This window comes from Modicisalibacter muralis, from assembly GCF_900102945.1.
Classification (GTDB): domain Bacteria; phylum Pseudomonadota; class Gammaproteobacteria; order Pseudomonadales; family Halomonadaceae; genus Modicisalibacter; species Modicisalibacter muralis.
The window spans coordinates 326,313-340,050 of sequence record NZ_FNGI01000002.1 but is presented as its reverse complement, the minus strand read 5'-3'; the positions used below and the strand labels follow the sequence as shown (position 1 = coordinate 340,050).

General features: G+C 63.5%; 11 protein-coding genes. 7 read left to right on the top strand and 4 right to left on the bottom strand.

Annotated features, from left to right (window positions below):
* Window positions 1-18 precede the first annotated feature (18 nt).
* Window positions 19-429, top strand: coding sequence for a VOC family protein (locus BLR92_RS06170; RefSeq protein WP_089726570.1), 411 nt, complete (start codon window positions 19-21; stop codon window positions 427-429).
* A gap of 271 nt (window positions 430-700) precedes the next feature.
* Here the strand turns inward: BLR92_RS06170 and BLR92_RS06165 are convergent, their stop codons facing one another.
* The 3 genes from BLR92_RS06165 to BLR92_RS06155 all read right to left on the bottom strand — a co-directional run bounded on the left by BLR92_RS06165 (window position 701) and on the right by BLR92_RS06155 (window position 5,472).
* Complete coding sequence (locus tag BLR92_RS06165) at window positions 701-1,054, bottom strand: hypothetical protein (RefSeq protein WP_089726568.1); 354 nt, start codon at window positions 1,052-1,054, stop codon at window positions 701-703.
* Window positions 1,055-1,128: 74 nt separating this feature from the next.
* Window positions 1,129-2,388, bottom strand: a complete 1,260-nt coding sequence (locus BLR92_RS06160; RefSeq protein ID WP_089726566.1) for a ribonucleotide-diphosphate reductase subunit beta — start codon at window positions 2,386-2,388, stop codon at window positions 1,129-1,131.
* A 123-nt stretch (window positions 2,389-2,511) separates the two neighbouring features.
* Window positions 2,512-5,472 carry a ribonucleoside-diphosphate reductase subunit alpha gene (locus BLR92_RS06155; protein ID WP_089726564.1) on the bottom strand — a complete coding sequence of 987 codons (2,961 nt, stop codon included), beginning with the start codon at window positions 5,470-5,472 and terminating at the stop codon, window positions 2,512-2,514.
* A gap of 452 nt (window positions 5,473-5,924) precedes the next feature.
* Between BLR92_RS06155 and BLR92_RS06150 the strand changes: the two genes are divergently transcribed.
* The 3 genes from BLR92_RS06150 to BLR92_RS06140 are packed head-to-tail and all read left to right on the top strand — an operon-like array spanning window position 5,925 to window position 8,756.
* Window positions 5,925-6,641: a winged helix-turn-helix domain-containing protein gene (locus BLR92_RS06150; RefSeq protein WP_089726562.1), complete on the top strand. Its 717-nt coding sequence runs from the start codon at window positions 5,925-5,927 to the stop codon at window positions 6,639-6,641.
* 4 nt (window positions 6,642-6,645) lie between these two features.
* Window positions 6,646-8,307 carry an ATP-binding protein gene (locus tag BLR92_RS06145; RefSeq protein ID WP_089726561.1) on the top strand — a complete coding sequence of 554 codons (1,662 nt, stop codon included), beginning with the start codon at window positions 6,646-6,648 and terminating at the stop codon, window positions 8,305-8,307.
* Entirely contained in the window at window positions 8,304-8,756 is a 453-nt protein-coding gene (locus tag BLR92_RS06140; RefSeq protein ID WP_089726559.1) for a lipocalin-like domain-containing protein, read from the top strand. The genes BLR92_RS06145 and BLR92_RS06140 overlap by 4 nt, the downstream gene beginning before the upstream one ends.
* An 18-nt stretch (window positions 8,757-8,774) precedes the next feature.
* Here the strand turns inward: BLR92_RS06140 and BLR92_RS06135 are convergent, their stop codons facing one another.
* Window positions 8,775-9,689: a LysR family transcriptional regulator gene (locus tag BLR92_RS06135; RefSeq protein ID WP_089726557.1), complete on the bottom strand. Its 915-nt coding sequence runs from the start codon at window positions 9,687-9,689 to the stop codon at window positions 8,775-8,777.
* Between the two features lie 136 nt (window positions 9,690-9,825).
* Between BLR92_RS06135 and metE the strand changes: the two genes are divergently transcribed.
* From metE to BLR92_RS06120, 3 genes are all read left to right on the top strand, one after another.
* Entirely contained in the window at window positions 9,826-12,129 is a 2,304-nt protein-coding gene (gene metE / locus BLR92_RS06130) for a 5-methyltetrahydropteroyltriglutamate--homocysteine S-methyltransferase (RefSeq protein WP_089726554.1), read from the top strand.
* Window positions 12,130-12,236: 107 nt separating this feature from the next.
* Window positions 12,237-13,013 (top strand): MliC family protein, encoded by a 777-nt coding sequence (locus tag BLR92_RS06125; protein WP_089726551.1) that lies wholly within the window; start codon window positions 12,237-12,239, stop codon window positions 13,011-13,013.
* 101 nt (window positions 13,014-13,114) lie between these two features.
* Complete coding sequence (locus tag BLR92_RS06120) at window positions 13,115-13,729, top strand: FMN-dependent NADH-azoreductase (protein ID WP_089726549.1); 615 nt, start codon at window positions 13,115-13,117, stop codon at window positions 13,727-13,729.
* Window positions 13,730-13,738: the final 9 nt, after the last annotated feature.

Below are 13,738 nucleotides of genomic sequence, written 5' to 3'. Positions count from 1 at the left end.
GATTCGGGAGCCGGCGCCATGATTCATATCCGTGAAATCGATCACGTCGTCCTGCGCGTGACGAATCTGGAAACCATACTGTCGTTCTACGAGAGCGTGTTGGGGTGTCGCGTCGAAAAACGTAACGACGCGGCCGGCCTGGTGCAATTGCGCGCGGGTCGCTCGCTCATCGACCTGGTGCCGGTCGATGGCAAGCTGGGGAAGATGGGCGGCGCCGCCCCCGGTCGGGAAGGCCATAACGTCGATCATGTCTGCCTGCGGGTCGAGCCCTTCGATGCCGAGGCCATTCGCGGCCATCTGCTGTCGTTGGGCGTCGGCGTAGGTGACGTCGAGCAGCGCTATGGCGCCGAGGGAACGGGTCCGTCGCTCTACCTGAGCGATCCCGAGGGCAACACCATCGAACTCAAGGGGCCGCCGAACTCGCCGTGAGCCGGCCGGTTGGAAGGCTAGTCAACCAGAGGGCGCCTTGTAATGGCCGGGAACCGTCACCTTTTCGCCGTTGGGCAAGATATGAACCGTCGTCGGTACATATACGCGCTTGATGATGCTTTTGGTGTCGCTCATGGCGTACCTCCGTGTCGTCACGTAAGCCTAATACTGGTCCTTGCCGATCCGATGATCAATCCCGGCGTCCGCGAGATGTCGGTGTCACGCCGCTACCCGGAGCGGTGGCCTCGGACAGCGGCGTTTGCGGCGGTGCTCAGTGGTAGCGTCGGGCGCCGACTCGCGAGGCACCTCGGGGCAGCCGGGTGAAACGTACCGGTGGGCTGTACTCCTCGCCCTTGGGCGAGCGCTCCGGTGCCGGCCTTACCTGCCAGCCCCGGTGGCTCGCCCACTCCTTGAGTTTCCGGTAGTCGAGCAGAGGGTAGTCCCGGGTATAGGGGTTCGGCGACGACGAGGGAAAGGCGTAGGCCACGTGGAGGTAGTGAGCGAAGGTATCTTCGTCACCATGCGCGGCCAGCGCGCCATCCAGGGCCGACTGCCAGGCTTGGGGGTCGTGATGTGTACCGCTGTCATGGAATGCATGCATCGGATTGCCCTCCGTGAATGCCATGGCCTTGTGTCATGTCATTGCCACAAGGCTGCGTGATGGCCTCTGCATCATGCAGAGGCCGGTTTCCTGCTTGCTCAGTCCCAGCTCAGCGCACCCCCGACCTGATACTCGGTGACGCGGGTCTCGAAGAAGTTCTTCTCCTTGCGCAGGTCGATGATCTCGGACATCCAGGGGAACGGGTTGGAAGCCCCCGGGAACTGCTCCTTCAAGCCGATCTGCGCCAGGCGGCGGTTGCAGATGAAGTGCAGATACTCCTCCATGATCGCGGCGTTCATGCCGAGCACGCCGCGCGGCATGGTGTCTCGCGCGTATTCGATCTCGAGCTGGGTGCCTTCGAGGATCATCTGGGTGATCTCGTCCTGGAACTCGGGCGTCCACAAATGCGGGTTCTCGATCTTGATCTGGTTGATCATGTCGATGCCGAAGTTCAGGTGCATGGATTCGTCGCGCAGGATGTACTGGAACTGCTCGGCGACGCCGGTCATCTTGTTGCGCCGGCCCATGGACAGGATCTGGCTGAAGCCGCAGTAGAAGAAGATGCCTTCGGTGACCACGTAGAAGCCGATCAGGTTACGCAGGAATTCCTGGTCGGTTTCCGGGGTGCCGGTGTGGAAATCCGGGCGACCCAGCGCCTGAGTGTGCTTGAGGCTCCAGGCGGACTTGCGCGCCACCGAGTCGACCTCGCGGTACATGTTGAAGACTTCGCCTTCGTCCATGCCCAGCGATTCGATGCAGTACTGGTAGGCGTGGGTGTGAATGGCTTCCTCGAAGGCCTGGCGCAGCAGGTACTGGCGGCATTCGGGGTTGGTGATGTTCTTGTACACCGCCAGCACCAGGTTGTTGGCGACCAGCGAGTCGGCGGTGGAGAAGTAGCCCAGCGAGCGCATCACGATCAGCCGCTCGTCCTCGGTCAAGCCTTCGCGGCTCTTCCACAGGGCGATGTCGGCGTTCATGTTGACTTCCTGCGGCATCCAGTGGTTGGCGGAGCCGTCGAGGTACTTCTGCCAGGCCCAGTCGTACTTGAAGGGCACCAGTTGGTTGACGTCGGCACGGGCGTTGATCATGCGCTTGTCGTCGACTTCGACGCGACCGGCGCCCATTTCCAGCTCTTCCAGCCCCTTGGCGATGTCGAGATCGTCGAGCGCCTGCTGGGCGCGGGCGATACGCTCGGCCTCGGCGACCTGGTAATTGCCGGCGCTATCCTTGACCTCGGCCGCTTCTACTTCGGCTCGCGGTTCGGCCTGCGGCGCGGTGGGTGCGGCCAGGCTCGACTTGTGCGCGGGAGCTGGCGCAATCGCGGTATCGTCGTCGTTGAATTCGTCCCAGTTAAGCATGTTCTCTTCCTCGTTCCTCGGAGGTGGAAGATAAGAGAGAAGCGCCCTTCGGGCGGAAGAGGGGCCATGGGGGCTTCCCTCTTCATCGGCGCGCAAGCGCCGTCTTCCGTCTTCATTTTCGGTTTACTGGCAGGCCTCGCAGCCCAGTTCGTCGATATTGCCCGCCGTCGGCGCGCGCTGACCGCTCTTGCCGTTCAGGAAGTCCTCGATGCCTCTGGGCTCTTGTTGAAGTGCCGCTGAGGGCTCTTTTTGAGCTGAAGCCCCGGCCGTCATCGCGCCAGGACTCGGCGCCGGCTCGGGCGGTTGGGCGCCCGGGGTGCCGCCGGTGCTGTCGAGTTGACCCACTGCATTGTGCTTGCTGCGATCGACGGTGGATTTCTCCACTGCGGTGGCGCCCAGCGCGCGCAGGTAATAGGTGGTCTTGAGGCCACGGAACCAGGCCATGCGATAGGTCACGTCGAGCTTCTTGCCCGATACGCCGGCGATGTACAGGTTCAGCGACTGGGCCTGGTCGATCCACTTCTGGCGCCGCGAACCGGCTTCGACCAGCCACTTGGGCTCGACTTCGAAGGCGCTGGCGTAGCGTGCCTTGAGATCGTCCGGCACGCGATCGATGGGCTGCACCGAGCCGTCGTAGTACTTGAGATCGTTGATCATCACCTCGTCCCACAGGCCGCGCTCCTTCAGGTCGTTGACCATATAGGCGTTGACCACGGTGAACTCGCCGGACAGGTTCGATTTCACGTAGAGGTTCTGATAGGTCGGCTCGATCGATTGCGAGACGCCGCAGATGTTGGAGATCGTTGCGGTCGGGGCGATCGCCATCACGTTGGAGTTGCGCATGCCTTGGCTTGCTACCTTGTCGCGGATGCGCTGCCAGTCCTGGGTCGATGAGGTGTCGACCTCGATGTAGTCGGCGCCGCGCTCCTCGACGAGCTTGGCGATGGAGTCGATGGGCATAATGCCCTGGCTCCACAGCGAGCCGTCGAAGCTCTGGTACTTGCCGCGCTCGGCGGCCAGATCGGAAGAGGCCTCGATGGCGTGATAGCTGACCGACTCCATGGAGGTGTCGGCGAAGCTCACCGCGGCTTCGGAGGCATAGGCGATGCCCTGCTTATACAGGGCATCCTGGAAGCCCATGATGCCGAGCCCCACCGGGCGGTGCTTGAAGTTGGAGTTCTTGGCCTGGCCGACCGCGTAGTAGTTGATGTCGATGACGTTATCGAGCATCCGCACGGCGGTGCGTACGGTTCTTTTCAGCTTGGCGTCGTCGAGTTGGCCGTCGACCACGTGCTGGGCCAGATTGACCGAACCCAGGTTACACACCGCGATCTCGTCGACGGAGGTATTCAGGGTGATCTCGGTGCACAGGTTCGAGGAATGCACCACGCCGGCGTGCTGCTGCGGGCTGCGCAGGTTGCACGGGTCCTTGAAGGTGATCCACGGGTGGCCGGTCTCGAACAGCATCGAGAGCATCTTGCGCCACAGGTCCTTGGCCTTGACGCGCTTGTAGAGCTTGAGCTGGCCGGTACGGGTCATCGCCTCGTACTCGGCGTAGCGCTTCTCGAAGGCGGCGCCGTAAAGGTCGTGCAGGTCCGGGCAGGTGGAGGGCGAGAACAGCGTCCACTCCTGGTCGTCGAACACGCGCTTCATGAACAGGTCCGGCACCCAGTTGGCGGTGTTCATATCGTGGGTGCGGCGGCGGTCGTCACCGGTGTTCTTCCTGAGCTCGATGAATTCCTCGACATCGAGGTGCCAGGTCTCGAGATAGGCGCACACCGCGCCCTTGCGCTTGCCGCCCTGATTGACGGCGACGGCGGTATCGTTGACCACCTTGAGAAACGGCACCACGCCCTGGGACTTGCCATTGGTGCCCTTGATGTAGGAACCCAGCGCGCGCACCGGCGTCCAGTCGTTACCTAGCCCGCCGGCCCACTTGGAGAGCATGGCGTTGTCGCGGATCGCGCTGTAGATGCCGTCGAGGTTGTCGGGCACGGTGGTCAGGTAGCAGCTCGAAAGCTGGCTGCGCACGGTGCCGGCGTTGAACAGCGTCGGCGTCGAGGCCATGTAGTCGAAGCTGGAAAGTAGTTCGTAGAATTCGATGGCGCGCGCTTCGCGGTCGTCTTCGTTGAGCGCCAGGCCCATGGCGACACGCATGAACATCACCTGCGGCAGCTCGTAGCGTACGTCGTCGCGGTGAATGAAGTAGCGGTCGTAGAGGGTCTGCAGACCGAGATAGGTGAACTGGTTGTCGCGGGTATGATCCAGCGCGTCGCCCATGCGTTCGAGATCGAACTCGGCGAGGCGCGGGTCGAGCTGTTCGAACTCGATGCCCTTGGCGAGATAGGCCTTGAAGGCCGGCTTGTAAAGCTCGGCCATCTCCTGGTAGGTGGCCTCGTCGGCGATCTCGAGGAAGGAGAGCGCCTCGCGGCGCAGGTTGTCCTGCAGCAGGCGGGCGGTGACGTAAGTGTAGTTGGGGTCCTTCTCGACCAGCGTGCGCGCGGTCATCATCATGGCGGTGGCCACGCCGTCCATGGAAACGCCGTCGTAGAGATTCTTCAGCGAGGCGTCGACGATCTTCTGCGCGTCGACGTTGGTCAGGCCCTCGCAGGCATCATGCACCAGTGTCTCGACACGGCCCAGATCCAGCGGGCGCGTGGTGCCATCGGCCAGGGTGACGTTGAGGGTCGGGTGGGGCTTGGCGATATCGCCCCCCGCCGCCTGACGGGCACGCGCGTGCTCCTCGCGGTAAAGTACGTAGGCGCGCGCGACTTTCTGCTCGCCGGAACGCATCAGCGCCAGTTCGACCTGGTCCTGGATGTCCTCGATGTGCAGCGTGCCGCCATCGGGCATGCGACGCTGGAAGGCTTCGAAGATTTGCGCGGTGGACTGAGCGACGAAATCACGAATGCGCGACGAAGAACCGGCGTTGTCGCCCTCGACGGCAATGAAGGCCTTGGTCATGGCCACCGAAATCTTGCTGGCGTCGAAGACGACGACATCGCCGCCGCGTTTGATGACACGCAGCTGCTTGGGGGCAGTTACGCTCACAGCCGTCTTGTCAGGGGAAAAAGTGGTTTCCATGGCGCCGTGTATCCCTAGCTTACGTTGGTGTGGGAAATCGTCTTCACTGCATCGCCCGGCGCGTTTGCCGGAGCGTTTAATCTCGCCAACACGGCCACTTAGCGGTGTTGACAGGTATCGGGTCTGCTTGTTAGTTAGGCACACTATCTTGTGTCTGTGCTTCTCAAGACCACAAGATAGTGTGCCTGAAGGCATTGAGCAAGCGGATATCCTGTGGATAAGTTGTGACTTTTCTGAGGGCCTTCAACGCCCGCGCTGTAGGGCGCATGACAGCGCTTCTCGTAGCTAGCGCTAAATAAGCTTTTGGGTTGAGAGGGGCGTGTCGGGAATGATTTCAGGTATCATCCCCGACCATCCGCTATGGTTGAGAGTGACAATCTCGTAACGACCTGTAGCGGGGTGTAGCATTGCTTGGATCGTCAGTGGCGCCGTGACGCCACCTAGCCAATAGGATGGATGCCAGCTTGGACAGTAAACAACAGGATCACGTGCTGATCATCGAGGATGACGAGCGCCTCGCGGAACTGACCAGTGACTACCTCGAAGCCAATGGCTTTCGCGTGACCATCGAAGGTGACGGCGCGCTGGGCGTGGAACGCATCGTCGCCCTGGAGCCGGATATCGTCATTCTCGATCTGATGCTTCCCGGCGAGGATGGCTTGTCGATCTGCCGCCGCGCGAGGCCGCAATACGCCGGGCCGATCTTGATGCTGACCGCGCGTGCCGACGACATGGATCAGGTGCTCGGGCTGGAAATGGGCGCCGACGATTATGTGCCCAAGCCGGTGCAGCCACGCGTGCTGCTGGCGCGCATGCGTGCGCTGATGCGGCGTAGCGATCCCGCCGATAGCAATAGCGGCGCGGCGAAGTTGACGTTCGGCGGCCTGGTGATCGATAGCGCGACCCGCGAGGCCTGGCTCGACGAGGAGCGGGTCGACCTGACCAGCGCCGAGTTCGATCTGCTGTGGCTGCTTGCGGACAACGCCGGGCGGGTGCTGACCCGCGAGGAGATTTTCTCGTCGCTGCGCGGTATCCGCTACGACGGTCAGGATCGCTCCATCGACGTGCGAGTATCGCGCATTCGTCCCAAGATCGGCGACGATCCCAATCAGCCGCACCGCATCAAGACCGTGCGCAGCAAAGGCTATCTGTTCGTCAAGGACGCCTGATCGCATGCGCCGTACGCTGGCCGACAGTACCTTTCTGCGAGTTTACGCCTGGCTGCTGCTGGCGTTGGTGCTTACCTTCAGCCTGGCCATGCTGGGCTACCTGACGGTCGACCAGGTGCGTCGCGAGCATTATCGCGAGCGCCTGGCGAGCGCCCCGATGGCGCTGCTGACGACACTACTCGGTGAGGTTCCCGCCGGCGAACGCCATGCCTGGTTGCGCCAACAAAGCCAACACCTGGACATGCAGCTTAGCCTGCACACGGTCGAGCAGCAGGACTTCAACTACTTCAGACGCGCGAGACTCGCCGAGGGTCGCCCGTTGGTCGATATCGACAGCGACGGAGACTGGCATCTATGGCAACGCCTTCCCCATGAGCCGCTGCTGCTCGAGGCCACGCTGGCGCGGCTGACCGAGCAGCAACTGCGTGGCTTGGTCGATACCCTGCGTACCTGGATCGGGGGGCTGGCGGAACCGGAGCAACCGTTGCAGCGGCTGATCGACAGGCAAGCATTGCCGGTGACGCTGTTCGCGGCGCCGCCGCCACTCGACGACCAGCAGCTCGAGCGGCTGGAGCGCGGCGAGGTGGTCGTGCATCTGCTACCCGAGGCGCGCAGCGTGTCGGCGTATGCCCGCTCGGCGGCGCTGGCGGGTGGCACGCCACACTGGATTCAAGTCGGCCCGGTCACGGCTTTTCAGGTCATGCCGCTGACGCTGATCCTGGGCTTGATACTGGCTACGCTGAGCATGCTGGCCGGTGCCATCTACTTGATCGTGCGCGGCGTCGAAGCGCGTATGGCGCGTCTCGAGAAGGCCGCCACGCGTATCACCGGCGGCTATCTGGATACCCGTGTCAAGGTCGAAAGCAGCGACTTCATGGGGCGCCTGGGGATGGCCTTCAATGGCATGGCGGCCCAGGTTCAGTCGCTGCTGCGCGCTCAGCAGGAGATGATTCGCGCGGTCTCCCACGAATTGCGCACCCCGGTGGCGCGTATCCGCTTCGCCGTGCAAATGGTCGATGACATGACCGAGCAGGAGGCCGTGCGCCGCCAGTTGAAGGGTATCGACGGCGATATCGAGGAGCTCGACCAATTGATCGACGAGATTCTCACCTATGCCAAGCTGGGTAGCGACAACGCCAGTGGCGTGAGCCTGGAAACCGAAAGCGTCGAGTGTCGCGCCATCGCCTCGCGCGTCGTGGAAAGCCTGACCTCGTTGCACCCTCAGGTGGCTCTCGACATTGCCCCGGGCGAGGAGATCGAAGCGATTGCCGAGCCGCGCTATCTGCAGCGCGCGCTGCAGAACCTGGTGGCGAATGCCTGCCGGCACGCCGAGTCCAGGGTGATGATCCGCCTGACGCGCGATGCCCGCGCGGTGCGTCTGGATGTCGAGGACGACGGCCCCGGCGTACCCGAAGGCGATCGTCAGGAAGTCTTCAAGCCGTTTGCCCGGCTCGACAATAGCCGCACCCGACGCTCGGGCGGTTACGGGCTGGGCTTGTCGATCGTGCAGAAAATCATGCTGTGGCACGGTGGCAGCGTGGTCGTGGAAGAGAGTCAGGCACTGGGCGGGGCGCGTTTCAGTCTACTGCTGCCGATTGCGAATTCCGCCAAGAGCGCTCAGGAGGGGCCGCAACAAACCCCGTTTCAGAGGAAACCCACACAATGACAACAACAAACGCTACCCAGGCAATTACTGCCGAGGCGTTGAGCGGCCACTGGACGCTGGCCCGTTTCGTCTATCGCTGGCCGGACGGCCGTGAACTCGCCCCCCTTGGTGCGGCGCGCGGGCAATTGATTTATCTGACCGCCAGCGACGACCAACCGGGCCGCATGGCAGTTCAGGTAGTTGCCGCCGAGCGGCCGCCGCTGGACCCGAGCGACGAAGCCAGCCTGGTGGCGCACTTTCGCAGTGGTTTCGCCTATGGCGGGCGCTGGTCGTTGGAGAATGCGACGGTACATCACGATGTCGATATCGCCAGCCTGGCGTTCTGGCAAGGCGCGCGGCTAAGCCGCGCGGTCACCCTCGAGAATGGCCGTCTGCGGCTGTCGACCGACGAACCCAGCCCGCAACTGCCCGAAGGGGGCTATACGACGGTGCTCGAATGGCGGCGTTGATCGCCACGACCAAGCGTATCAAGCCGGCTTGATACCATCCAACACCGCGAACGACGTCTCGCGCGCGGTGCGCAAAAAATCCTCCATCCACGGCAACTCGCGCTGTTCCTCGCGGATCGCGGCGAACAGCGTGCTCCATACCCCATCCTCGCCGAGCGGCAGCGCGCGCACGTAGTCGCGCTCGAGATATTCGGTCAGCGCCCAGTTGGGCAGGGCGCAGACGCCGCGACCGCTGGCCACGAGCTGCATCATCATGATCGTTAATTCGGCGGTGCGTATTTCGCGCGGAGCGACGCCCGCCGGGTCGAGGAACTGGGTGAAAACGTCGAGCCGCGTATGTTCCACCGGATAGGCGATCAGCGTTTCGTCGGCCAGTTCGCGCGGCGTGACGAAAGCGTTGCCGGCCAGTTGGTGCTGCTTGGCCACGGCCAGCAATCCCTCGTAGCGAAACAGCGGCTCATAATGAATACCGGCCAGTGGCTGGGGGTCGGCGGTAATCACCAGATCGAGTTGTTCGCGAGCGAGCGCCGGCAACGGATCGAAATTGTGACCGCTGGGAATGTCGACCTCGACCTCCTGCCAGTGATCGCGAAAATGATCGATGGTCGGCATCAGCCACTGGAAACAGCTATGGCACTCGATGGCCATGTGCAGCCGGCCCTGCTCGTCGCCGGTCAGGCGCGCCAGATCGCGCTCGGCCATGCGCACCTGCGGCAGGATGTGCTCGGCCAGCGCCAATAGCCGCTCGCCGACACGGGTAAATTCCACGGGTCTCGACTTGCGCACGAACAGCGGACCGTCCAGGCGCTCCTCCAGATCCTTTATCTGATGGGACAGCGCCGACTGGGTCAGATGAACTCGCTCGGCGGCCTCGACCAGCGAGCCGGCGTCACGCAGGGCAATCAGGGTGCGGAGATGACGAAGCTCGAGCATGCTATGAAAACCGCTCACGTTGATAATTAGATAATTTAGTTTGATTCACGTTTTGACGCCAGCGAAACTGCGCTCAATGCATATGGCGAAATACCTCGCCAATTCTATCGCTTAATGACGCAAAGGAATAACGACGATGACGCTGGCACATACACTCGGTTATCCGCGCATCGGTGCGCGCCGCGAACTCAAGAAGGCCGTCGAAGCCTACTGGAAGGGCGATATCGACCAGACGTCGCTGGAAGCCACCGGCGCCGAGCTGCGCGCCCGCCATTGGCAGGCCCAGCGTGACGCGGGTCTCGATCTGGTCACCGTCGGCGACTTCGCCTTCTACGACCAGGTGCTCAACGTCTCGGCGCTGGTCGGCGCGGTGCCTGCGCGTTTCGGGCGTTTCGACGCCGGCCAACCGGTCGATCTCGACACCACCTTCCGCATGGCGCGGGGCCGGGCGCCGAGCGGCACGCCGGCAGCCGCCTGCGAGATGACCAAGTATTTCGATACCAACTATCATTATCTGGTCCCCGAGTTGCATCGTGGCCAGACCTTCGCTATCGCCAGCCAGCGACTGTTCGACGAAGTCGCCGAGGCCCGGGCCGCCGGGCATGCGGTCAAGGTCGCGCTGACCGGGCCGCTGACCTGGTTGTGGCTGGGCAAGGTCAAGGGCGAGCCGGCCGATAGCGGCTTCGAGCGTCTCGACCTGCTCGATGCGTTGCTGCCGGTCTACGGCGAGATTCTCGCTCGCCTGGCCGCGCAGGGCGTCGAGTGGGTGCAACTCGACGAACCGGCATTGGTCCAGGACCTGCCCCGCGCGTGGCAGCAGGCCTTCGAGCTGGCTTACAACAAGCTGCAATCGGCGCCGGTCAAGCTGTTGTTGGCGACCTACTTCGGCGATCTCGGCGATAACCTCTCCTTGGCCACCGGCCTGCCCGTGGACGCCCTGCACATCGATGCGGTGCGTGCACCGGCGCAGCTCGAGCGCGTGCTCGACCGTTTGCCGGCCTACAAGAGCCTTTCGGTGGGAGCGATCGACGGTCGCAACATCTGGCGCGCCGATCTGGCTGCGCTGCGCGAGACGCTGGGCGATGCCAAGGCCCGCTTGGGCGAACGGCTATGGCTGGCGCCGAGCTGCTCGTTGCTGCACGTGCCGGTGGATCTCGACGCCGAGACCACGCTCGATGGCGAGCTCAAGGGTTGGCTGGCCTTCGCCCGCCAGAAGCTCGACGAGGTCGCCACCCTGGCCCGTTTGCTCGATGGCCGCGCTGACGCGAGCGACGAGAGACGCCTCGCCGAAGCCGGCGCGGCGCTCACCGAGCGCCGCGACTCCACGCGCATTCACAAGGCGGCGGTCGCCGAGCGCTTGCGCGCCGTCGATGCCGACGCCACCCGGCGAGCCAGCGACTACCCGGACCGCGCTCGCGCCCAGCGCGCCCGGTTCGACTTGCCGCTATTTCCGACCACCACCATCGGCTCCTTTCCACAGACCGGCGATATTCGCGCGGCACGTCGCGCCTTCAAGGCTGGCGAGCTGGACCGAGACGCTTACGAAGCCAGCATGCGCGAGGAAATCGCCTTCGCCGTCGAGCGCCAGCAGGCGTTGGGTCTCGATGTGCCGGTGCATGGCGAGGCGGAGCGCAACGACATGGTCGAGTACTTCGGCGAGCAACTCGATGGCTTCGCCTTCACCGCTAACGGTTGGGTACAGAGCTACGGCTCGCGTTGCGTCAAGCCGCCGCTGATCTTCGGCGATGTCAGCCGCCCGCAGGCAATGACCGTGCGCTGGAGCGAATACGCCCAGACACTCACCGACAAGCCGATGAAGGGCATGCTGACCGGCCCGGTGACCATCCTGCAATGGTCGTTCGTGCGCGACGACCAGCCGCGCGAGACGACCTGCCGGCAGATCGCCCTGTCGCTGCGCGACGAGGTCGCCGATCTCGAGAGCGCGGGTATCGGCATCATCCAGATCGACGAGCCGGCGCTGCGTGAGGGGCTACCACTACGCCAGGCCGAGTGGCAGGGCTATCTCGACTGGGCGGTTGAGTGTTTCAAGCTATCCGCGGCGGTCGCACGGGACGCGACCCAGATTCACACCCACATGTGCTACTCGGAGTTCAACGACATCATCGACTCCATCGCCGCGCTGGATGCCGACGTGATCACCATCGAGACCTCGCGCTCGGACATGGAGCTGCTCGACGCCTTTCAGGACTTCGCCTATCCCAACGAGATCGGCCCGGGCGTCTACGACATCCACTCGCCGAACATCCCCGAGGTGGACTGGATGGTGCAGTTGCTGGAAAAGGCCGCCGAGAAGATTCCTGCCGAGCGCTTGTGGGTCAATCCCGACTGCGGCCTCAAGACGCGCGGCTGGGCGGAGGTCGAGCCGGCGCTGGTGAATATGGTCGAGGCGGCCCAGGAGTTGCGTCGCCGCTATCGTTAACGGACGAGGATATTCATGCCTTACCGGCGGTGAGCGTAAGCGCTCGCTGCCGGTGACTGGTATTCTAGAATGCTAATGGATCGTCATCGTCAGCCAGGAGCCTTAGCATGCGCCTCATCCTCTCATCGTTATCCGCCGGTCTGGTGCTGGCCGGCTGTGCCACATCGGCGCCCACCCCGGCTCCGCCGCCCGAGGTGAGCGATCTGTCGCCGGCAGCCGCGTCGTCGAACGAGCAGCCGACACACGAATCGCAACAGGACAAGGAGCCGCAGTCGCCGCTGCTGCCCTCGGCATTCTTCGCCGACGGTGGCGAAGCGTTCATCGCTTGGCGCTGTACGCCGGCCCAGGATTTGATCTCGGCATCTCCCGAGAATCGGCTGCGTCTGTGGTCCGCCCAGGGGCACTATGAACTCCAGCGCGCCGTGGTGGCCTCCGGGGCACGCTACGTCAAGGGCGATCTGTCGTTCTGGAACAAGGGCGACGAGGCGTTTGTCGAGAGCGACAACGGCCGCCTGGAATGCGAGCAGGACGTGCGTCGCGAGAGCCTGACCCGCGATGACTATCCCGATGCGATCTTTCATGCCCAGGGCAATGAGCCGGGCTGGACGTTGTCGCTGGATCGCCAGGCGCGGCAACTGACCCTGGTGACCGATTACGGCGAACGCACGCTGCAAGCCCTGCCTTATCGGGTAACCGGGCTGAGTAACGGCGAGCAGGCGAGCATGACGCTATCCAGCACGCAGGCCGCACAGCCGCTGAAGATCCTGCTCGAGGCGCGGGCCTGTTTCGACGACATGAGTGGCCAGCCTTATCCCGTGCGCGTCACCGTGCAGTTGGGCGACCAGCGCCTGCGTGGCTGTGGTCAGGGTATCGAGGCGCTGTAACTGGGTATTCGTTTTTATCGAATGAAAAGTGGGATTTTTTGCGATTTTCATTTTAAAAAAAGCACATAAAATGAGCGTCATCTCTTACCGGAGGACACGAGATGACGACTTCCACCAAGGTTCTGCTACTCAACAGCTCGATTCTCGGCGATGGCGGTCAGTCCCGCGCCCTGGCCGAACACTTCAAGACCCAGGCCGCTGAGCGTGACGATATCAGCGTCACCGAACGCGACCTGGTCGCGCAGGCGCTGCCGCACCTGCAGGGCGAAGAGTTGGCCAGTTGGATGGTGCCGGAAGGCGAGCGCAGCGACGCCCAGCATGCGCTGGCCGCGCGCTCCGAAGCACTGCTCGATGAGCTGTTCGCCCACGATGTGGTGGTCTTCGCGGTGCCGCTTTACAACCTCGGCATTCCCTCGCAGCTCAAGGCCTGGTTCGATCGCGTTCTACGTGCCGGGCGAACCTTCCGCTATACCGAAAACGGTCCCCAGGGACTGTTGGAAGGCAAGCGAGCGGTGATCCTGGCGGCGCGCGGCGGCGAATACGTGGGTACCGCGCTGGATTCGCAGACCCCGCACCTCACGCATATGCTCGGTTTGATGGGCATCGGCGAGGTCGACTTCGTGTATGCCGAAGGGCTGGCCATGGGCGAGGGGCGTCGCGAGGCGGCGTTGAAGGAAGCGCGCCAGGGGATCGCTTCGCTGACCGCAAGGCTGTGATCGATACTC

Coding starts and splice junctions, on each gene's coding strand:
- BLR92_RS06140 (WP_089726559.1), top strand. CDS start 8,304: ATGACAACAACAAACGCTACCCAGGCAATTACTGCCGAGGCGTTGAGC.
- BLR92_RS06135 (WP_089726557.1), bottom strand. CDS start 9,689: ATGCTCGAGCTTCGTCATCTCCGCACCCTGATTGCCCTGCGTGACGCC.
- metE (WP_089726554.1), top strand. CDS start 9,826: ATGACGCTGGCACATACACTCGGTTATCCGCGCATCGGTGCGCGCCGC.
- BLR92_RS06165 (WP_089726568.1), bottom strand. CDS start 1,054: ATGGCATTCACGGAGGGCAATCCGATGCATGCATTCCATGACAGCGGT.
- BLR92_RS06155 (WP_089726564.1), bottom strand. CDS start 5,472: ATGGAAACCACTTTTTCCCCTGACAAGACGGCTGTGAGCGTAACTGCC.
- BLR92_RS06145 (WP_089726561.1), top strand. CDS start 6,646: ATGCGCCGTACGCTGGCCGACAGTACCTTTCTGCGAGTTTACGCCTGG.
- BLR92_RS06170 (WP_089726570.1), top strand. CDS start 19: ATGATTCATATCCGTGAAATCGATCACGTCGTCCTGCGCGTGACGAAT.
- BLR92_RS06150 (WP_089726562.1), top strand. CDS start 5,925: ATGGATGCCAGCTTGGACAGTAAACAACAGGATCACGTGCTGATCATC.
- BLR92_RS06125 (WP_089726551.1), top strand. CDS start 12,237: ATGCGCCTCATCCTCTCATCGTTATCCGCCGGTCTGGTGCTGGCCGGC.
- BLR92_RS06120 (WP_089726549.1), top strand. CDS start 13,115: ATGACGACTTCCACCAAGGTTCTGCTACTCAACAGCTCGATTCTCGGC.
- BLR92_RS06160 (WP_089726566.1), bottom strand. CDS start 2,388: ATGCTTAACTGGGACGAATTCAACGACGACGATACCGCGATTGCGCCA.